The 21116-nt window shown below is 30.8% G+C and carries 17 protein-coding genes; 7 read left to right on the forward strand and 10 right to left on the reverse strand.

Features of this window, described 5'->3' with window-relative positions; all coding sequences use genetic code 11:
• Positions 1–173: 173 nt before the first annotated feature.
• Both ACXLDF_RS00215 and ACXLDF_RS00220 read left to right on the forward strand, forming a co-directional pair.
• Complete coding sequence (locus ACXLDF_RS00215) at positions 174–665, forward strand: hypothetical protein (protein WP_457556465.1); 492 nt, start codon at positions 174–176, stop codon at positions 663–665.
• A 417-nt stretch (positions 666–1082) separates the two neighbouring features.
• Positions 1083–1694: a methyltransferase family protein gene (locus tag ACXLDF_RS00220; protein WP_457556466.1), complete on the forward strand. Its 612-nt coding sequence runs from the start codon at positions 1083–1085 to the stop codon at positions 1692–1694.
• A gap of 105 nt (positions 1695–1799) precedes the next feature.
• Here the strand turns inward: ACXLDF_RS00220 and ACXLDF_RS00225 are convergent, their stop codons facing one another.
• Positions 1800–4673, reverse strand: coding sequence for a cation-translocating P-type ATPase (locus ACXLDF_RS00225; protein WP_457556467.1), 2874 nt, complete (start codon positions 4671–4673; stop codon positions 1800–1802).
• Positions 4674–4841: 168 nt separating this feature from the next.
• Here ACXLDF_RS00225 and ACXLDF_RS00230 point away from each other — a divergent pair, with 168 nt between their 5' ends.
• Positions 4842–5480, forward strand: coding sequence for a tetratricopeptide repeat protein (locus ACXLDF_RS00230; RefSeq protein WP_457556468.1), 639 nt, complete (start codon positions 4842–4844; stop codon positions 5478–5480).
• Between the two features lie 145 nt (positions 5481–5625).
• On the opposite strand, the gene cysS is transcribed toward ACXLDF_RS00230, so the two are convergent.
• A complete protein-coding gene (gene cysS / locus ACXLDF_RS00235; RefSeq protein WP_457556469.1) occupies positions 5626–7071 on the reverse strand; it encodes a cysteine--tRNA ligase in 1446 nt (481 codons plus the stop codon).
• A 396-nt stretch (positions 7072–7467) separates the two neighbouring features.
• Here cysS and ACXLDF_RS00240 point away from each other — a divergent pair, with 396 nt between their 5' ends.
• From ACXLDF_RS00240 to ACXLDF_RS00250, 3 genes are read left to right on the forward strand one after another with little or no spacing between them, the layout of a single operon-like run.
• Entirely contained in the window at positions 7468–8241 is a 774-nt protein-coding gene (locus ACXLDF_RS00240) for a TIGR04255 family protein (protein WP_457556470.1), read from the forward strand.
• Positions 8231–8839 carry a hypothetical protein gene (locus tag ACXLDF_RS00245; protein WP_457556471.1) on the forward strand — a complete coding sequence of 203 codons (609 nt, stop codon included), beginning with the start codon at positions 8231–8233 and terminating at the stop codon, positions 8837–8839. The genes ACXLDF_RS00240 and ACXLDF_RS00245 overlap by 11 nt, the downstream gene beginning before the upstream one ends.
• A gap of 18 nt (positions 8840–8857) precedes the next feature.
• Positions 8858–9313, forward strand: coding sequence for a hypothetical protein (locus ACXLDF_RS00250; RefSeq protein ID WP_457556472.1), 456 nt, complete (start codon positions 8858–8860; stop codon positions 9311–9313).
• A gap of 30 nt (positions 9314–9343) precedes the next feature.
• On the opposite strand, the gene ACXLDF_RS00255 is transcribed toward ACXLDF_RS00250, so the two are convergent.
• The 5 genes from ACXLDF_RS00255 to ACXLDF_RS00275 form a co-directional block, all read right to left on the reverse strand.
• Positions 9344–10216: a hypothetical protein gene (locus tag ACXLDF_RS00255; protein ID WP_457556473.1), complete on the reverse strand. Its 873-nt coding sequence runs from the start codon at positions 10214–10216 to the stop codon at positions 9344–9346.
• A 51-nt stretch (positions 10217–10267) separates the two neighbouring features.
• A complete protein-coding gene (gene pgi, locus ACXLDF_RS00260; RefSeq protein ID WP_457556518.1) occupies positions 10268–11902 on the reverse strand; it encodes a glucose-6-phosphate isomerase in 1635 nt (544 codons plus the stop codon).
• Between the two features lie 128 nt (positions 11903–12030).
• The gene (locus ACXLDF_RS00265) at positions 12031–12549 is read right to left on the reverse strand and encodes a hypothetical protein (protein WP_457556474.1); all 519 of its coding nucleotides are present in this window, start codon (positions 12547–12549) and stop codon (positions 12031–12033) included.
• Between the two features lie 94 nt (positions 12550–12643).
• Positions 12644–13342, reverse strand: a complete 699-nt coding sequence (locus ACXLDF_RS00270; protein WP_457556475.1) for a phosphotransferase family protein — start codon at positions 13340–13342, stop codon at positions 12644–12646.
• Positions 13302–13685, reverse strand: a complete 384-nt coding sequence (locus ACXLDF_RS00275) for a hypothetical protein (RefSeq protein ID WP_457556476.1) — start codon at positions 13683–13685, stop codon at positions 13302–13304. Before ACXLDF_RS00275 ends, ACXLDF_RS00270 begins: the two co-directional genes overlap by 41 nt.
• Before the next feature lie 113 nt (positions 13686–13798).
• On the opposite strand from ACXLDF_RS00275, the gene ACXLDF_RS00280 reads away from it, so the two are divergent.
• Positions 13799–14293, forward strand: coding sequence for an SCP2 sterol-binding domain-containing protein (locus ACXLDF_RS00280; protein ID WP_457556477.1), 495 nt, complete (start codon positions 13799–13801; stop codon positions 14291–14293).
• Between the two features lie 48 nt (positions 14294–14341).
• On the opposite strand, the gene ACXLDF_RS00285 is transcribed toward ACXLDF_RS00280, so the two are convergent.
• The 3 genes from ACXLDF_RS00285 to ACXLDF_RS00295 all read right to left on the reverse strand — a co-directional run bounded on the left by ACXLDF_RS00285 (position 14342) and on the right by ACXLDF_RS00295 (position 21081).
• Positions 14342–15685: an FAD-dependent oxidoreductase gene (locus ACXLDF_RS00285; RefSeq protein ID WP_457556478.1), complete on the reverse strand. Its 1344-nt coding sequence runs from the start codon at positions 15683–15685 to the stop codon at positions 14342–14344.
• A 440-nt stretch (positions 15686–16125) separates the two neighbouring features.
• Positions 16126–19452, reverse strand: a complete 3327-nt coding sequence (locus tag ACXLDF_RS00290; protein WP_457556479.1) for a hypothetical protein — start codon at positions 19450–19452, stop codon at positions 16126–16128.
• A gap of 270 nt (positions 19453–19722) precedes the next feature.
• A complete protein-coding gene (locus tag ACXLDF_RS00295; protein WP_457556480.1) occupies positions 19723–21081 on the reverse strand; it encodes a tRNA sulfurtransferase in 1359 nt (452 codons plus the stop codon).
• Between the last annotated feature and the right edge of the window lie 35 nt (positions 21082–21116).

A 21116-nucleotide genomic window follows, 5' to 3' on the forward strand; every position in this document is an offset into this window, starting at 1 on the left:
AAATTAATAGATTTGAGATCAATTTTTAACTAATTATTCACATCGTCCTAATTTTCATGTATAAAAATCATTTACGGGAAGAATTTCTAAGATAAAAATCGATCAAAAAACTTAGGTTCTACAAAAATTTAAATAAAATATAAATATAAAAAAAAGTCAATTGGTTGAATTTAATGTTGCTATCCTTTGATACATGTTCCCTTCTTCGAATTAGAAATATATTTAATAAACTTCATGTTGATTTACGCCCAATTTTGGAAGATTTTAGAATTGTTTGGACCAATGAGTTAATGAATGAATATTCAAATTACAATCTGGAAAATTTCTTTAATTTCCCTTTTATTTTCATCCCTCTTACTGAAGAAGAAAGAAATTCAAAAATATCAAAGTACCTGCTTGAACCATTCGATTCTGCTGATCAAGATCTCGTAATAATCGGCTTAAGAGATAAAGTAACCATAGTCACCGATGATCGGGATCTATTTTATCAGAGCACAATTTTAAAAATACCTACATTTCAATTGTGGTCATTTTGCCTGCGTTTAGTTAAAGAGAATCAGTTGACGAAAAATAAATTTCATAAGTGTTGGAAATTATGGGAAATTGAAAAAAGATATGATAAATCAACTTTAAAATTGATGAAAAAAGCCCTTCAATTGATTTAATATTAAAGATTTTCTAGGATTATCTAAAAGTATTCATTTGAAATTCATCCCAATCATCTTTTCTATTAAGCTTCAATTCTAAAAATCTTCTCTTCACGAATGCTTTTCGTAGTATAATCTAAAACTGCTAAAATATCTTATTTTGTAATTTTATATTCATTTTGGATTTGATTATAAACCTATTTCACATCTGCCCGCCCTAGACTAACGTTTTAACGACTAATTGACTCAGATATCAGTGCAATTATCTAAAAAGTCAACTATAATGCCACTACTTTTTCCAACTATGATATTGTGTGGGAACTATAATTTTGCTAAATCCATTTTTAAAATCGGTTAAATTTTTTACCACTTCTTGCTCAAACTCATGTAGATTTGAAAAATCTTTTATACTATTTTATATTATCTCTATCTGCTATGAAATCTTATCTTTCAGATGAAATTAGAGATTTTTTTTCTTCTCAAAAAAAAAATCTTATGTTATTTGTAATTATCGGTTTTATTGTGGGGTTATTTTTCATTTTAATTTCTCAAATTCCAATATTCACCCAAAATTTTTATCAACTTGCATTTCCGCAAAAAAAATGGTGGTATGAACTTAATTTTACTATATTGGATATTTTTCAATATATTTTAGCAATTAGCCTTTATATCTATGCAAATTTACGAATAATTAGAATTTCTGTGCAAAATAGATCTGTAATTGATAAAAATAGCCGTTTACCTAATGAATTGCTTATTGAAAAATATTATGAGAAAGTTCGTCATCCAATGTATGGAATGTTTATGATAAATGGATTATTCTTTGGGTGTATTACAGGATCTTTAATTTTTCTCAGTATTGGGATAATTTTAGTTATAATTCAATCTATTAATGGAGTTGTTGAAGAACAAAAAATTTTAATTCCAAAATTCAAAGAAAAATATATATCATATAAAAAAAACGTTCCAGCTCGATACTTTTCTGAAATTGAAAAACGAATTTTAATGATTTTCTTCTGGACTTCACTATTTGATATTCTATTTTAGTAGCAATTTTTTTTGTTCTTTTTTGAATACTATTTATCCAAAACAAAAAGACAGATAAAAGAATAAAGAAAAAAAAAGATGTTGGAGTATTTGGAGTATATGCTTTTATTTTTGATTTTTCCGTAAAAATGCTTTTATAATTTCAACAAAAAACAAAAATATAAAAGAAGATCCTATCGCTATAATCCAATCCATCTTACTTAAAGGTACAATATTTAGGTATGCACGTGCAACTGGATTTTGAGTTAAAAAGATAAGAATTGCAATAGAAAACCAAAGTAAAATATTCATTACAAAATTGAATTGATTTTTAAATAGACTCCGTTTATTTGAATTACATTCCAATGCTACCCAAATTTCACACATAAATAGTGAAATAAAACACATGGATTGCGCTTTAAATAAACGAAAGAGATCATCGTTGATACCAGGTTCATATATTATTCTATCTCCTCTATACGTGTATCCCGTATGAATTTCGTTAGTAATTGGATTTGTAAATATTACATCTGTTAAATTCTCTGAATTTAGTGGTAACACTCCTTTATAAACTGCATGCCAAATTCCGATAAGGAGTAGAGCAATAAATATAATTTGAATAAACATCATAAATTTATAAGAACGCGTGATAAGGGGCTCTCCAACTTTTTTTGGTGGCTCTTTCATTAAATCTAAAGAATATTTATCAAAAATTAATCCAATTGGTGGGAAAAAGTGTATAGATGCATATAAGATTAATAATTGGAATGAGTTTAGGAATTCTCCACCAAATAATAAAGAAATTGTGGTTAAAACTGATAACTCCATCAAATCAACTATTAAAAGAAATACAATCGTTGATCGAATATTATTATACAAACCCCGACCATGATAAAGTGCAGTTTCAATAGTCTTAAATGAATCATCTGTAAGGACTAAATCTGCAGCATTTTTCGCCACATCAGTTCCTTTTAATCCCATGGCAATTCCAACATCTGCGTTTTCAAGAGCTAAAGCATCATTTACTCCATCACCTGTCATTGCAACAATTTGATTTTTCGATTGAAGCGATTTTACAATGATTTCTTTATCTTCTGGTGCAACTCTTGAAAAGACAGTAGTTTTCAATATATCATCAATATCCATATTTCTAATCTCATGGCCACTGGCGATTAAATCACCTTCATGATAAATATTAGTTTTCTTTGCGATTGCTAATGCAGTCATTGGGTGATCTCCAGTTATCATTACAACTTTTATTCCTGCATCTTGGCATATTTTTACTGCTTCTGGAACACCTTCACGAGGTGGATCTAAAATTCCAACGAATCCAAGAAATATCAAATCTTTTTCTACTAATTTAGGTTCTATTTCTTTATAATTTATTGTGGCATGTAATGTAGAATAGGCAAAACCAAGAGTTCGTAATCCACTTTTAGCGAAATTTTGGGTCCATTTAAGAATTTCTTGTCTTATATCTTCAGTTAAAGGTTGAATTTCTCCATTTACAATTGTAAAAGAACTTAAGGAAAGTAAAACTTCAACAGCGCCTTTGGTTATTGCCTGAACTTGATCTTCCTGTTTTATTATCTTCGTCATACATTTTCTTTCTGAACTAAAACTAATTTCACGGATCATTTCATGATTTGATCGTTCTACTTCTGGTTTTATTCCTGCTTTTTCTGCTAGAATTAATAATGCACCTTCAGTTGGCATTCCAAGAACTTTCAATTGAGATGTTTTTCCTTTCTTGAGTTTAATTGTTTCTTCTTGAAATTGTGCGTTGTTATTAACTGCTCCAATACTAATTAATTTCCAAAGATATAACTTTTGCATAATATCGATAGGTTTCTTATCTAAGGTGATTTTTCCTTCTGCTTTATAACCAATTCCATCAACATGATAGATTTTGCCATCATGATAAATCTGTTGAACAGTCATTTCATTTTTTGTTAATGTTCCAGTTTTATCTGTGCAGATATAGGTTAATCTTCCCATAGTTTCTACAGAATTTAAGTTTCTGACAATTGCTTGTTTTCGAGCTAGTTGAATTACCCCTGTAAGTAGAATTAATGTTGTAATAATCGGAAAATTAAGAGGAATCGCAGCTACAGCTAAATATATCAACCAACTTATTTCAGAGATTAGATCTGTTACTCCGTGTTGCAAGTATTGAACTAAAAACAAAAGAACTATAATTACTAAAACAAGCAAACCCAATCCTGTTGCCAATTTGTTCATTTGGTGCTGTAATGGAATGTCTCGTTTCTCTTTTTGTACAATACCTTTCGATATTTTCCCGATTTCAGTATGGATTCCTGTTGCAGTTATCACTGCTTTTGCATTTCCTGAAGCAACAAATGTCGAATTAAATACCATATTTATCTGTTCTTGAAGTGCCAAATCTCGTTTATCCAATCTTTTTACAATTTTGTTTACTGGATTTGTTTCTCCTGTCAGAATTGATTCATTTACAGAAAAATCATTCACTTCTATTAATCTGCCATCTGCTGAAATAAAATCTCCTTGAGAAAGAATCATAATATCTCCAGGAACTATTCGATCTGTAGATATCTCTATGATATGTCCGTCTCTTAATACTTTGGCTTTGAAAGCAGTTAATTTTTCTAAAGCATCCAACGTCTTTTCAGCTTTATATTGTTGTCGCATTCCGATAATTAAATTAAGAAGTAAAATAAATATAATAACCACGGGTCCAAATAGTGATCCTTCATTATATTCGTAATAAAAGAAAATTTGAACCAGTGCGGCAATAAACAGAATCAACATCATCAAATTTACAACAGGTTTTATATATTTCTGATAAAAACTTTTTTTTCGCTTGGGTATTTTATTCGATCCCGCCTTCTTTAAACGTAAATTTGCTGTTTCTGTTGATAGTCCCTCCGATGAGCTATGAAAGCGTTTAAATATACCTTCAACTGTCTGCATGTGGGCGGGAGTATCAGTATCATCGTTCAAATAGTATGCGATCGCCACGTTTTTCCCTCAACAACTCATTAGTAATAATATCTGCAACTGATCCTTATAAGAATTTTGTTCGATTTTATGAATTCTGATTTGATAATGATTAAATATATTTCATCTTTGCCCCAAAATCATTCTTATAATTTAGCCAAATTTTTAGTTTAACCATCATTATTTTTTATGAGCTTTATGATTTTCATCGATTTTAGTACTTTTAATTGGATAAATGTAATTAGCCTTTTAGGTGGAATTTTACTATGGATTATTTATCGTCAAATTCGAATTTATTTAACTTCAAAGCAGAATAAAATTATTGCCTTATCTTTATTGGGTTTATCGTTGTTATTTCTACTGCTTTCTTTGCTAATATCTACATTAGGAAATTTAATGGTTCCTTTCTTTATACTTCTCCTTTTAGCATTTTTAGTCTATCGTAAAAATTTGCAAGAGAATTTACTAAAGAAAAAACCAATTAAATTTGATTACAAAAAAGAGGAAGAAAAAAAGCAAGCTATAAACGAGCGCTATTTAAGCGATATATCATATGGAAAAGTGTATTTTAAAGAAAAGAAATTTGATAAGGCAAGAGATTTTTTCATACATTCATTAAAACTAAAGGAAGATGCCACAGAACCATGGTTCTTTATTGGTTTGATAAATATTGAATTAGGACGGTATGAACCTGCAATTTTAAGTTTTAAAAAAGTGTTGGATATTTCACCATCCAATGAAGAAGCTAAAATAAAATTAGAAGAAGCTAAACGGTTATTTAATGAATCCAAATCGAAAAAGAAATCGAAAAAGAAATCTAAAAAGTGATATCATATGTCATTCAGTTATAGATTTTATTTATATCCAGTAAATGATTCAATAAGGAATAAATGATTGATTAAAGAGAAAAAGTAGAATAAAGAAAAAAGGACTGCGAATAAGTTTAATATCATTTAATGTAGATTAGTGCGAATTAGTTTAAATATTCCCAACTGTAATCCATACCCTTGTCATCGACTTTTATATTATTTTTTATTAACAGATCGCGCAATTTATCTGCAATATCATATTTTTTTTCCTTTTTCATTGTTTTACGTAATTGCAGAATACTCTCGACTAATTCATCCATTTTATCTTTCCATTTTGAAGATTCGGTTCTGGATTGATCTTCAACAACTATAAATTGAAAAAATTGGTCGATATCATTTAAAAATCGGATTAAATCTTCTTGAACACTTGTATTTAATACTTTTCCCGCGTTTATTATCTTTCTTTGGAAGAAGTTCATCATGGAAAAGAAAAATCCCATAGCCTTTGCTGTGTTAAAATCATAATCCATAGCTTCGAGGAAATTATCCTCAAATTTTTTTAACTCCTCTTGTTGAAGGACTAATTCTGGATCATCTCCAGGAAGATCTTTTATATTTGGATATGATTTCAATTGTTGATAGAATTTTTGGATCTTCTCCAAATTTTTCTTTGCTTCTTCCAACTTATCCATGCTGAAATCCATAGGTCGTTTATAGTAAGATGTGGCAAAATAATAACGGATTAAAGTTCCAGGGAATTTTTCAAGCATCTCCATTAATGGAATAAAATTTCCCAATGATTTTGACATCTTTTCGTTATTAATGTTTAAAAAGCCGTTATGCATCCAATAATTGACGAATTTCTGGTTGTTTGCACATTCTGATTGGGCAATCTCATTTTGGTGATGAGGGCGCTTAAGATCTTTACCTCCGCCATGAATATCAATAGTTGAGCCCAAATATTTCTGAGCCATTACTGAACATTCAAGGTGCCATCCTGGTCGACCTTTACCCCATGGAGAATCCCATGATGGTTCTCCTGGTTTCTCCTTTTTCCAAAGTACAAAATCTTCAATATTTCGCTTTTGTTCGGCAAATTCTGATTGTGTAAATTCAGATTCATCCCCTTCCACTTCTTTTTTTCGAAACAGCGATTTATATCCTTCCATTTTTGATGTATCAAAATAAACGCTACCTTCAGAAACGTATGTATATCCTTTTCCTTCTAAAATTTGGATCATTTTTATCATATCAGGAATTTCTTGTGTGGCACGGGGTCGAACTGTAGGTATCTTTATTCTAAGTGCTTTTTGCATGCGTTCATATTCTTGAATGTATTTTTCAGCAATTTCATAAATGGTTGTTCCCGCTTCGTTTGCTCGTTGAATCATTTTATCGTCCACATCTGTATAATTCATCACATACTTCACTTCATAGCCGTGGAATTCTAAATATCGACGAATTATATCAAATGCTACAGCAGACCTTGCATGCCCAATATGGGGTGAATCGTAAGCTGTAATCCCGCAAACATACATAGTGACGAAACCGTTGCGAATTGGGTGAAATTCCCGAAAATCGTTTATAAGATCGTCATAGATGGTTATCATTAGGTGGATTAGTACGATATCTTAATTGAAGTTTACGCTCTGTGAAATTTAATGTCGATTAGTATATTATCAAGCATCAAATTCATAAAATTTTAAATTCACGCCACTTTGTATCAGTACGGGTTTCAAACTTTTTTAATTACAAGCCAGGTTAGCCAAGTAGTTAAGGCGGGGGACTGCAGGATACGTGTATGTATTGCGGATATCCTCTTTACATGAGTGCAAATCTCATACCTGGCTCCATATCTCCTTATTTTATTTACAATAGTCTTTGACTCTTTTATATTTTAAAAAATATTATTGCATATTAATAGTGCAAATTAGTTTTTAAAAATAATAATGCAAAACCTTTTTCTTCCTAAATTTAATATATTTCATTAAGGAAGGTTATGAGTAATGAGCAAAGAATCAAATTTTGTTTATCAAAAATCAATATTGCATGAAGTTATTTTTGAAGCTCGTTATCCTTTGATATTGAATATAAAAAAAAAAATTGCAGAATTTCAAGAAGTAATCCAAGATCAATATCCATACGCTCATAAAGTTTTTGCATCACAATTTCTTCTAATTTCAGAAAGTGGAAGAATGGGTGATATAAGTGATATACCTCGCGAATCTGAAATAATTTGGCGGTTTTCAAATGATGACGAAGATGAAATAAGTATTTTTTCAAATAAAATCACTTTAAAAATATCCAATTACCTTTCATGGGAAAATCATCAAAGAAAAATTGGATTTAAATCAAAAATAATTAGCTTAATTGATAATTTTAAGAAAATATGGCTAATTCCTCGATTTGAGAGAATTGGTTTAAGATATATAAATAAGAAGGAGTTTCTTAATAATATTGATAGTTCATCCTTTAAATCACTTTTTATTCCTATTTTTAATATAGAAAAATATCCTATCGAACATTTAGTCGAAAATCGAATTCGAATACGAAAAAAATGTACAGATAATACAATTTTAACAATTCAATATGCATTTCAATATAGCAAACCTGATAAACAGCAATTTGATTTATTTTTCCTTGATTTTGATTCCTTTGCATTAAAAGTCCAACCAAGGTTCTTTGAAGAAAGGCTTGAAATACTACATACAAATATAATTAATGAATTTGAATCACTTATAACTGATAATTTACGCAAGGAGATGAAATATGATGCTTGATCTTAAAAAAAATGTAAATTCAAAGATTCAAGATAATTTTATCGCCTATAAAAAGATAAATTGGTTTAATATGTTATATACTGACTCTGGCTCTGAATATTCTTTTAAGAGTTATCAACAATATCCCATTTTTCCTTCTTGGGAACAATCCAATGATATTTCTGATTTTCAAGAAGATATTAATTATTATAATCATCGTCTATATGAAGTAAATCTCCATGTGTCAAAAAATATTGAAAATCTTAAACAATTAAAAAAAAATTGGGATGAACAAGGCGCACCAGCATTTGATACAAAAATTTTCATATTAACCAAAAAAATCATCTTTCACATATATTTAGAGATAATTAATCAAAATCTATTGCAATTATTATATTTTCTTCCAGTTCCTTCACTTTTTCCTGTTTCAGATGGCACAATTGACATTACTTGGCGAAATTCTAGTATATTTTTGGTAATTCATGTATCATCATCTGACCTTATTATTGCTGTAGGAAAAAGCCCTTTTCTTAAAAACATTTTAAAAATTGAATCTGAAAGTGCTATTGAAAGTTCAATTATTGATTGGATTTCTAAAGTTTTTGACAATTCTAATTAAATTTTTGGGGATTTACTAATGAATAATTGTGAAGAATGGGAAACTGAGATAATTCCAGATGATAATTTTATTTTTCGAAGAATCCATAAGAATTTTGTTATAAATGATTCACAATTCCCCAATATGCAAAAAGTACCTCAAAATGTTTTCAATGAACCTAAAAAATCTTGGAAAGAAGAATATCTTGCAAAATGGGATGGTGTTTCTGTAGATTGGGATCGTTATTCAACAGCTGAAGAAACCCTTAAACGTGGTGAAAAAGAATCAACAAATTATGGTGTTATTCAGAGCGAGGTGTTTCAGGTTCGTTCTGTTCAACCTTTAGATGTTATTCATCGACCCATAAAAAATCATGAAAAATTAAAAGATAATCGTGCTCATTCTCTTATCACAGGGTTTACTTTTGCGAATAAAGTTGAAATTCGGATGAATTTGGCTGAAAAATTTACTTGGTCTATCCAAGGATGGCGATAAAGTCTAATTCTAAAATTTTTATTTGGCAATTCACTCTGTTGGTTTGAATCCATAACTGTATATTGTATTTCCTTCATTATCATGCAATGTTGTGGCTAGAATTTCAAGGTCTAAATTTTTTTCTTGAGATTTATCTTTATTAAAAAGATTTGAGAATATTTTCTTATAATATTCTCTCGTAGAAATTCGCACAATTGCTCCACAATCACAAAGTCTGGTAGAATGGAAATGAATACTATCTAGATCTTCAGGAAAGAACCAAATTTCTTCATTGCAATAGGGACATGGAATAGGAATGTCTCCTGTGTGACCAAATTTTCTAATTATATTATCTGGTATTGTATATTCAATGGGAGATGAAAGTTTTAGCGGCTTTTTTTGTTCTTCTATTTCTTTTTGGGTGACTTGGGTTGGTTTCTCTTGTTTTTTGTTAGTTTCTTCTGATTTATGCAATGGTGTTGACTGTAAAGAAATAGTTGATATAGATTTTGAAAAAGAAAAAGCTAAAAGATCCCGATATTGTGAATTAGATCTATTATCTTGGTTAATTTTTTGATTTTTCTTAATTCTCTTTTTCATTCTTTCTATTTTTTCAATTTTCTTCTTTGCTTTTCTTTTCTGCTCAATTTCTTTATTTAAATTCGTAGTAATAGTGATTGTAGGATTTTCTTTATTTATCACTGTAATAAAACGGGGTTGAAATTGTTCTTTAATTTTTGCCCTCAATTCTCTTTTTCGTCTTTTATTGAATCTGGTTAATCCTTTTGGCTTCAAAACTATAGATGCTTTTCGATAATCCTTAGGTTTTTTTAGATCGAAGATTTTTTTAGTGGTTTTGTTAAAAAAATCCCCCAATTCCATCTGCATAAACACAATTTTTTGATCTTTTACTCCGATATACAATTTTTTTGCCTCGAATAAAATGTTGAAATTGGTAATCTGTCCAATTTCATTTTAAATTTGAAAAAACTTTCGGAAATGTTCAATTAGCTGATTGGTGGAATTATCATGCGATGGTGGGTCTGTTGAGGTTAATTCTGGTAAAATCTGTTTGGCTAAAACTTTTCCTAACTGAACACCCCATTGATCGAACGAAAAAATGTTCCAAATCACTCCTTGTACGAAAATTTTATGTTCATACATAGCAATCAGTTGTCCTAAGACGTATGGGGTCAGTTTTGGCGCCAAAATAGATGTTGTTGGGCGGTTTCCTTTAAATGTTTTATGTGGAATTAAATCTTGTGGAATTCCTTCTTTGGTTAAATCATCTGCAGTCTTTCCGAATGCTAAGGCTTCAGGTTGCGCAAAGAAGTTTGCCATCAATTTTATGTGATGATCACCTATTGGGTTGTGGGAATTTGCAAATCCGATAAAATCACAAGGGATTAATTTGGTCCCTTGATGAATCAACTGATAAAAAGCATGTTGTCCATTGGTACCTGGTTCTCCCCAAATTATCGGCCCGGTTTGGTAATTTATATAATTACCTTCTCTGTCCACCGATTTTCCATTTGATTCCATATCTCCTTGCTGGAAATAGCGTGGGAAATCTTCCAAATATTGGGAATAAGGTAAAATTGCATGCGTTTCTGCATGGAAAAAGTTATTATACCAAATACCCAAAAGGGCTAATATTACAGGAATATTGTGATCAAATGGTGTTGTGCGAAAGTGTTGATCCATTGCATGAAAACCTTCTAACAATTTGTGATGATTCTCAGGTCCAATGGCAATCATAATGGAAAGACCGATGGCAGATGTTAACGAATAGCGACCGCCAACCCAATCCCAAAATTCAAACATATTCTCGGGATTAATACCAAATTCTGAGACACCAGTTAAATTTGTAGAAATAGCCACAAAATGTCTGGCTACTGCTTCATTGTTTTTGAAATAATTTACGATCCAGTCTTTCGCTGTATTAGCATTTGTCATTGTTTCTTGAGTTGTGAAAGATTTTGAGGCAATGATGAATAATGTTTCTTCTGGATTTAAGTTGCGTAGTGTTTCGGAAATGTGGGTTCCATCTACATTAGAAACGAAAAAAAAATGAAGAGAACGCTGATGATATGGTGTTAATGCTTTAGTTACCATCTTTGGGCCAAGATCTGAGCCTCCTATACCGATATTTACTATATTAGATATTGATTTTCCAGAAAAACCCTTCCATTCACCAGAACGGATTTGTGTCGCAAAGTGTTTCATCTGATTCAAAACTCGTTTAACTTCAGGCATCACATCCTTGCCATCTACAAAAATTGGGTTTCCTGCCAAATTTCTGAGAGCAACATGCAACACTGCACGATGTTCTGTGCAATTTATTTTTTCTCCTGTAAACATTTTTTCGATTTCTTGTTTTAAATTACATCGATCTGCTAATTTCAAGAGTAATTTAAGTGTTTCTTCGTTAATACGATGTTTGGAAAAATCTACTAATAAATCTCCTGCACGAATGGAAAATTTTTGAGCTCGTTTTGAATCTTGGGCGAATAAATAACGCAAATGTAAATCTTTGATTTGTTCATAATGTTTTTGCAAATCCTGCCATTCTGGTAAATTTGTTAAATTTAATGATTTATGTGATTTCATAAACACACCTTTTGTGATGAATTTCTTTTTCTCTTTATTCTCTATTCTAACTTCTGTACATAATAGATACCAGATGCTCAATAAAAATTCTCTGTTGAGCACTTTTATTTATGTTTTAATAATGAATATTAAAGAGATTCTCCACAAAAAGGGCAAAATTTTGGTGGTTCATCTGGATTTTCCAAATATGAATAATTACTTATTCGAACTCCACAATGTGGGCAAAAATTAGGAAAAGATTGCAATTGTTTTGCAGAAGAAAAGTCTAAAGTATTTTGATTTGAATCAATTAATTGAGATGAATATTGTCGTTCCAACACTGAGTAGAACATTGTGTGTAGTGTGTTCTTGTTCTCTTTGTTTTGTTCTGAATAATACACCAGAATGAGCATAAAAGCTAAAAAAGCAATATATACCAGAAAAACGAAATTAAATTTTGAGTGAGAGTTCCAGAAATTAGAAAAAAAGAGATTCATCATAATCCAAAATATTATGGCCACAACTAGTGAAACTATTAAAAATTCCTTTTTCGGGTTATTATTTTGAAATCCTCTTTTAAAAGCAGGGAAAAAATCATTATTTTCAAGTTGTTTCTGAGGGAGCTTATCTCGTTTGTAAGGTCGCTGAATGTTGAATTCAAATGCCATCTCGTCTCATTATTATCTGGATTTTTTATACTTTCATTATTTTCATTGTGATTATTTAATAATTTAAAATTTTGGTATGAATTGAAATAGATATTTAAAATTTGCTCATAAGAAAGTGTAATCTTCTTTTTCCGTAATTTATCATAGTTGTTCTTTCGTGTTCCAACCCCCATTCTAAATAAGGGATACAAGTGCGACAGTAAAGGAATTTACAACGTTTTTCTAAATAAGAATCATATTTAACGCGACTGCTTCCCCTCCTTATAGTTTCTTGAAAGCCTTTTCCTTCTCTATAAAAAAGTAGATCTGCAGCAGGATCTCCTACTGCACATTCTTCAAAATCGATGATCCCTGATACATGTTCAAAATCTTGCGAAATAAGAATGTTACTGGTGTCGAAATCGTTGTGGGTTATTGTAGGATGAAATCTAAAATACTCGGTGTGATTCAAGAAATCTTCAAAGAGATGTGATAACCATGATTTTTCTTCCGTTGTTAAGATAGGATATATCTTTTCTTGTATGAATTCATATTTTTTTTCCCAAAAATGCAAATATCTATATGGTGAAAAAGATATTTGTTGAGAAAAGTGTGATTGAAAAATACTATATAATTCAGGAGAATGTAAAAAATCTAAGAATTGACGGATTTCACGAGCAATATTTTGCATTTGAAAATCAGAAAGGCTGAAAAATACTTGGTTGAGTGAAATTCTTTGAATTTTTGGATATAGCATATAAGGGATTGGAAGTTCAAGATGAGTATAGAGAGGTTGAGGTAATAATATTTTCAAGTGGTTGCTGTCTGAATAAGTGCGAATAAGTTTGACTTTTAAATTTTAACCACACTTTCTGAAGAGTCTTAAGTACTTCTTTTTCAGAATGCAAGAGCGCAACTCCATTAAAATTTCGGAGATCTTGATCAGAAATACGAAGAATGTATTCTGATTTATCATTTATCTGGATGAAAAATACGTTGTAGGTACCATGATAATGGAATTTTATATCTTGTTTTTGAAGATCTTTCCAATAATGATGCAGAAGAGATAAAAATTCATCTATTGAGATATCGGGTGGATTATTTTCTTCATAACTCTCAATTTGATTAATATTATTCATTAAATTATCCTTAACCATTTAAATATATCTACCAATAAATATCCTTTTCAAAAGATATTTTTTTTTTTTTTATTAACAGTAAATAGCATACTTCTAAGAAATTTTATTTGGCTATAAAAATTCTTTTTTTTATGGAACCAAGTTCAGATGTATCCGCAAAAGATTCTTCTCAAAAGATAAATAAAGATGAAAGTTCGACAGTTAAAGATGAAAAAAGGAAAAAATTAAGGGGATTTCCCTCAATCATCTGGAATCAAGTCAAAATACTTAACAATTCCGAAAGATTTAAACAAGAATTTGGAAATCAGAAATTAAATGTGTTGTTAATTGCTGTTGATGATAGGCGCTCTGCAATAGTTCGAATAAAAAATGGTGTTATATCTGTAGAACAGGTAAAAAATAAACCAGATGAACTTAAACCAGTAAAACAAAAAATAAAAGCTCGTATCACCACAGATATAACCACCTTCTTAAAGCTTGCTGTAGGAAAAGTCAATCCCGTCAAAGCTTTATTACATGGTAAAATAAAAATAAGACGTCCATTTAAGGTAATAAAATTTACCAAAATCTTTAAGATAATATATTATGAAAATAAGAAAGATTCAAAGAATAACGAAAAAAAATAGTATATTTGTATGTAGATTAGTATATTTGAAACTAAGCGTGCTTTTTTCTTATTTCTCATGCTTTAACTTCATAAGAACCGCTTGGGCGGCAGTAATCAGAGGATAAGTTGTTGGTGCCGATGTGACTAATGGATGTGTTCCAAATTGCAATGTAAACAATTCAGTAACAGTCATTTTCTGTTGAATCGCTACTGCAATCGCATTAATCATCTCTGCTACTGATTTTCCACCCGAAATTATCTGCCCTCCAAGTAAATTACCGCATGTTTTTGCAAAGATCAATTTAACTGTAATTTTTGAGGTATCGCCAAACTTCCCTGGATGTCGATTAGGTGAGGTCGTTGTTGCTGTAATTACTTCAAAACCAGATTTTCGCGCAATATTTTCTGTAAGACCAGCTGTAGCTAATGTAAGACCTTGAAGATTAGTTGAGAAAACACCTATTGTGCCCTTGTTTTCACGAACAACTTGCAATCCAAAAAGATTTGCACCTGCTATCCGTGCTTCTGCACAAGCAGTCGATGCCAACATTACATATGTGGGTCTTCTGGTGAAAAAATCGATTTTTGAAGCGCAATCTCCTACAGCTAAGATGTCATCATCAGAAGTTCGTAAATATTCATCAACCCAGATTCCTTTTTCCTCTAGTTTCAAGCCAAGCTTTGATGCTAAATCTGTATTTGGTACTGCTCCAATTGCAACTAATACCATATCTGCATTAATTTTTTCACCAGATTCTAATTGGACATAATTATCATCAATTGCGATTACTTTCTTTCCAGTTAATACTTTTACTCCAGCTTCTGTAAATTTCTCAGCAACTTGGTTACTAAACTCCATATCAAATGAATTGCCGAGAACATGATCAAGCATTTCAACAATAGTGATATCTTTATTTAGTCGAAGGAATTCATCTGCAAATTCCATTCCGATAAATCCTGCTCCAATTATTACAATTTTATTTGCTGTTTTGCTGGCATTATACACTTCTTTTAAATATTCATTATCTTTAGAAACAATGTATACATGAGGTTTGTCATATCCTGGAATAAAGGTTGGAATAATAGGTTTTGAACCCGTTGCAAGAACTAACTTATCGTATTTAATCTTTTCACCTGATTTTAATTCAATTACTTTTTCAGTTCGATCACCGTTTATGGCTTCATCGATGATCAACTCAATATGATTGGCATGATAGCCTTTATCGGGCATTAAATTGTTGTCAATCCCTTGAAGCTGTCCAAAACTGTATGGAATTGCACAAGGAATGGGAACTGTGGGAAAATTTCGAACAGTTATTATTTTCTTATTTGGATGCATTTGAGCTGCAACCACTGAAGTGATCACAGCCGCAGGACCACCGCCTATCACAAGAACATCTGTTTCTTTCATTTTTTTCACCTTAGCCTTGAAAATTAAAGACATATGAATAATTATTTAAAAAAAACAACAAATGAATAAATGTAAAATGATAATTAAATGTTTGTAATGCGTCGTAATATTACAAAAAAGGATTATCAAATGACGGAAAAATGTCACATAATTAATATTAATTTACACATAAATCTCTCATCTTCAAAAGAATTCGTTGATGATGATTTTATTAAAAATTAGAAATCAAGAAAAATGCAAAATAAAGAAAAATTGTTACAATTTAAAAAAGCTAAATTAAAAAAAAGCATGAGTTTCACTGTAATCTTTTTCTTCTATTTGACTGATGACAAAACTTATTCGCACCATAAACGACATTGGAATTAAATGACAAAGGTTAATTTAAAAGGTCATAAAAAAAAATAAAAAGAAAAAAGTGGCGTTTCTATAGACTTATGGATTTATCTTTTTTTTCTCAAAGTAAGAGCCACGACACCGATTAATGAGAAAATTAAAACAGCGCTAGTGGTGTATCCAGGAATATTTTCGAAAGGATTTGCTGGAGCTGTATCATCTGTTGCTGTATCATCTGTGGTTGTATCATCCGTACTGGTATCATCTGTGGTTGTATCATCTGTGGTTGTATTTGTAGGGGCATTATAAGCTGAAGAAGGTACATAATTAGGCGGAATGTCATCCATGAAGAATTCTCCCACTTCATATCCAGTTGGTGCTTCTACCAAGACATTACGCTCCCATCTAATCCAAGTGTTCGTTGATGTATTATATTCACCCATAAGCATATCCTGCATTATACCTTTATTATTAACAGCAAGTCTGAATACATGTTTAATTGTTCCATCCATTGCATTAACTGTAAAAGATCTTCCATCTGTAGTTATATCAGCGGAAGTAATATGCATTTTAGGAGCGAATGCATAATTTAATATTTCTACAATATCATTGACATGTGGAGCAAAATCAGTTATACTCATATCGAAAATATTGGATTCAATCCAAGTCCATATATCATTTTTACGAATAGAACCTAAAAACCAATAGTTTCCTGTAATTGGATCTCCTTCAGGAGTTTCTAAGTTCCATTCACGAGGATGAAAGACTGATTCACCTGGGCCTTTCCAGAATTGAGCCCCTAAGAAGACTACGTAGTTATCACAAGTTTTAACAATATTTCCAATGATAAATTTCTCAAAAGCTTTATCTGCTGGGTCACTTCCAGGATCATCAGGACCCCATTCTCCTGCAGGTCGGAATTCACTTCGTTCCCAAACTAAAGTGTCTAGAGGTTGTAAATCAGTAATCGAACTTATATCTGATTCATACTCGCATCCTTTTGAACCATTTATCATGAAGGCAACGAATCTTTCATCGTTATTTTTACCCCCATATACACTTTCTCCTCCATTGACATAATTCCACTCTTCATGGGCATGTTGCTCTTGTTTTAGATATGTTGTCATTCCATAGTCATTTACATCCAAGACTACATTTTGTTGCCAATCTCGATGTGCTGTAACTATTCCTCCATCTTGAGACCATGTATCATCAAAATGACCATCAAATCGGAATCTAATAGTACTCTCTTGGAATTTATATGCTATGGGCATACCAGGGCCGTTTGGCATATTATTAAGCATATTAAGCATTGCTGTTTCTTGTGTGGTCCAATCTGCAACTTGTGGTAATAAAACAGGAGGGCCATCTAATTGACCTAAACCACCCATTGTTAAGAACGAGACGGGATTATTTGTATCATAAACCAATAATGGTGCGAAATTTTCAACATGCATTTCAGGTTCAATCGATCCATCATTATGAATGATCTGAATTTCCATACTTCCGACAACACCCATTGTGGTAAGATTCAATGCAAAGATATGTGTCACAGTAAATGTTGCCATTATTACACTCTCATCATAATAATTATTATTGAAATCTGGACCCCATTCATCATATCGTGACTCACTCTGTATTATATAAGTCCACCAATCACCTTCAGAGACACCTAAAGTTGGATCTGATTCTTTAATTACTCCAGAAACAGAACAATCGATAGCCATACTCATATCGAGGTATTTTCGTTCTGGGTTATCAGCAGATTCAATGTATGATGTGTAAAACTGAACTGTTCCTAAACCGGGTAACTTTTGAGCGAAGAAATAATATTTATCTGCTGTTCCATTCAATATACCAACCACCTTGACCCAGTTTGTATCGCTTGTTATTGTGTATGAAGTAAGGTTAAGATCATTATCTCCTTGTATAAAGTTTAAATCAAACCAATTTAGGAAATCATTTGTTGAAAAATCAACATCTTTATGGAACCAACCTTCTCCTAATGCAATATTAGGATTATCTGTAGGTACACGGGCTACAACACGCATTAACTCAATATTTATACAATCTTCTGACAACATTGTTGGTAATTTATAGATTCCATTGTTGACAATAATCACATCTTCTTGTGTATAGGGATTGGTAAACACAAATTCAACAGTTTCATGAACCCAAACACCATTATCAGTATTATGGTCATCATAATTAGGAGATTCTTCAGTGCCATAATGTGGAACGTCCCAATCACCATTGATGATTATCCCAAATTCATAAATATCTCCATAGAATCCAGTTGAACCATTTATTTTAATGAAGTACATTCCAGTATAAGCAGCTGTCCAAGTGATGCTTTCCCATCCACTATCTTGTTCTCCAATTGTTTGTTCAATAACAGATCCATTAAGTGAATCAATTGTATATAGAACAACATCTGCATAAGGTTCATAGTTAACATAGACCTCAATATTATCTCCACTATTAGCATGAAACTGATAATAGTCATCATTTTCAAATGTATTTAGTTCATGCCATACACCTGCTCCAGCACCAAATTCCATATTTAGATCAAATGAGTCATAAAAATTATCATTTGGCTCCAACCAATCTGGATAAAATGCATGTTTCTCATCACTTCCATCGTTATTATCCCTTCGTTCTGGTACAAATCGATCTACCCAATCGCCTGGAACAACACCAAAACTATCAGGAATTTCAAAATTATACGATAAAAGATCAAATCCTACAAGTTCTAATATTGTTGTATGATTTCCTTCTGTTTCTTCGTAATAAGTCATTAATCCTGTAGTTTTATTAATATATGCAGTTACTGAGACCTTAGTTGTATTATCATTAGGATAAATTTCAAAGTAAACAGTGTTCCATTCACTTGCAGCATCTGAATATTCTGAATATATCAGAGTTGCGTTAAAAGTATCCATAAGTAATTGATCAATGTTTTCAGTGGCATTTACTGCTTGCATATCAGTTATATTATTGGGAAATACAATAGAATGATTAAATGCGCTATAACTAAAATCATCAACCAACCAGCGTTCTGAATCATTTTCCATTATAGCATTCATATAATCCCAATGCCATTCGATATCATTTTCACTTTTATTTGCAAGGTAGAAGTCATAATAGATCATATTTTTGCTTGTGTTGATCTCTTTAACCTCTACTTTGAGTATACCATTATTGATGTCGTCATTATTCTGTTCTTCACTAGGATCGCTATATTCATTCATAAAATGATAATAGAGAATATCTCCTTCCACTACACCAATGCTTGAAATACTGGAACCTCCTGCATGAACAGGAATAATTGACGTGCTTTCAGTCCCGTTTCCAAGAAAAGTTGGTGTTCCGATAAAGAACATCGAAAAGGAGAGAACAAATCCTATAAGAAGTGATAAATTTCTTCGCTTCATTTTTTCAACTCCATAACCCTAAAAGGTTAAGAAGAAGATCTAATTTCTCACCTATAAATTATTGGTTGGCCCAAAAATGAAATATACCATTCAGTTAGAAATTAGGCTTAAAACCAAGATTATTGAAATCAAATTCATAATTATAAAAAAAAATATAGAATTTGAAAGAAAAAGACTTCAAATCATCTTTTCAGACACTATTTGATATATTTCTTTGATTATTTTTTTTTGTATTGCATATTCATTCAAAAATATTTTATTAATTCTCTATCACGTACTTTCCTTCAGTATATTTTCTTTAATGAGTTCCACTTGCAAATTTGAACTGATCTTTGAAATCACTAAATCAAATGCTTTTATATCATGATTATGAGAATCTAGTTGCATTTTGAGTTGCAAATTGATGTCTCTACTTGGAATATCTAATTCAACCTTTCTTGTTGGTGAAGAAATTGAAGGTTTCCATTCTTTTTGTGAAATTATTCTATGAAATGAAAAATTGCATGGATTTTTTTCATAATTTTGAAATACCTTCTCGATTGTTTTATAAGGAATTCCCATTAAAGGATAAAATACAGGAATATTCAAGATTGGAAATTGATGACTCTCAGTAGTACTTTCTGGATTGACGAAATTTGGTAGTATTATCCCTTTAAAATGAAGATTACGATTTCCCATGTGAATAAAAGCGCGTTCTATACTTAGAAAACATAATTTTTCTAAAAATATTAACCACTGTGTGTATTTTGGCAAGTTATCAATCATTCTGATTTTATTTATTTCATTTTTTGGAATTTTTAACCAAGGTATGGGATCTGCATAATATTTTGAAATTTCGCACAATAGATTTTTTTCAATAGATTTATTTAATTTATAACCATTACATTGATAATATTTTTTTGTCTCATGATTCGATTGAATATCAAACGGAATGATTGAAATTGGAACAACAATTGCCCCCCTCCTAATTATTAACATTGCAGCAAGAAATTCTTCAGGAGAATTTGTCCATGGTAAAAGAAATGCTTTTTTTGATTCAATAGGAAACCCTGCAAAATGCGTTGGATATTCAAGGTGATATAAATATATTCCTTTCTTCCTTAAATCAACCTTCAAAATGATATCAGGAGAATTTTCTGAAAAATTAATCTGATTTATAGGTACATTGGTCCTTTGGAAATACATTTCAAGAATTTGCCTTAATTCAATTGAAAATGCAGTGAAATTTTTAATAAGATTCTTATTTCCTTTAAATACAATCATAACACTCGAAAAAGGATGAATATGATATAATTTTAAAAGATAATCGATGCATTTTTGAGAAAGGATCGCCAATTTACGAGCTGAAGAGATGGCTGGGGCAAAAGATTGAATTCCAATAATATATTTAAATACTAAAGTTGCTTTATAAATCTCTTGAGATGGGAAAAAACACAAAATTCGACCAGGTAAATTAATAATGGATTGTAATGTCAGATTTTCACGTTTACATATCTTTTTAATGGAATTTATTAATATAGTTAGTAGTTGAGTTTGATATGCGGAGGATTTTAATACTAATTCGTTATACTTGCATAGAATTACCCTATATTCCATAAAATTGATTGTTTTCTTACTATTCTTTTCCATTTAAATTAACACCAATAATTCTTGCCAAAAATTTT

The organism is Candidatus Harpocratesius sp. (assembly GCF_054039255.1).

Bases quoted from the DNA above. Each gene is read 5' to 3' on its own strand.
- ACXLDF_RS00215 (WP_457556465.1), top strand. From the start codon at position 174: ATGTTGCTATCCTTTGATACATGTTCCCTTCTTCGAATTAGAAATATA.
- ACXLDF_RS00220 (WP_457556466.1), top strand. From the start codon at position 1,083: ATGAAATCTTATCTTTCAGATGAAATTAGAGATTTTTTTTCTTCTCAA.
- ACXLDF_RS00230 (WP_457556468.1), top strand. From the start codon at position 4,842: ATGAGCTTTATGATTTTCATCGATTTTAGTACTTTTAATTGGATAAAT.
- cysS (WP_457556469.1), bottom strand. From the start codon at position 7,071: ATGATAACCATCTATGACGATCTTATAAACGATTTTCGGGAATTTCAC.
- ACXLDF_RS00240 (WP_457556470.1), top strand. From the start codon at position 7,468: ATGAGCAAAGAATCAAATTTTGTTTATCAAAAATCAATATTGCATGAA.
- ACXLDF_RS00245 (WP_457556471.1), top strand. From the start codon at position 8,231: ATGATGCTTGATCTTAAAAAAAATGTAAATTCAAAGATTCAAGATAAT.
- ACXLDF_RS00250 (WP_457556472.1), top strand. From the start codon at position 8,858: ATGAATAATTGTGAAGAATGGGAAACTGAGATAATTCCAGATGATAAT.
- pgi (WP_457556518.1), bottom strand. From the start codon at position 11,902: ATGAAATCACATAAATCATTAAATTTAACAAATTTACCAGAATGGCAG.
- ACXLDF_RS00265 (WP_457556474.1), bottom strand. From the start codon at position 12,549: ATGGCATTTGAATTCAACATTCAGCGACCTTACAAACGAGATAAGCTC.
- ACXLDF_RS00275 (WP_457556476.1), bottom strand. From the start codon at position 13,685: ATGGTTAAGGATAATTTAATGAATAATATTAATCAAATTGAGAGTTAT.
- ACXLDF_RS00280 (WP_457556477.1), top strand. From the start codon at position 13,799: ATGGAACCAAGTTCAGATGTATCCGCAAAAGATTCTTCTCAAAAGATA.
- ACXLDF_RS00285 (WP_457556478.1), bottom strand. From the start codon at position 15,685: ATGAAAGAAACAGATGTTCTTGTGATAGGCGGTGGTCCTGCGGCTGTG.
- ACXLDF_RS00290 (WP_457556479.1), bottom strand. From the start codon at position 19,452: ATGAAGCGAAGAAATTTATCACTTCTTATAGGATTTGTTCTCTCCTTT.
- ACXLDF_RS00295 (WP_457556480.1), bottom strand. From the start codon at position 21,081: ATGGAAAAGAATAGTAAGAAAACAATCAATTTTATGGAATATAGGGTA.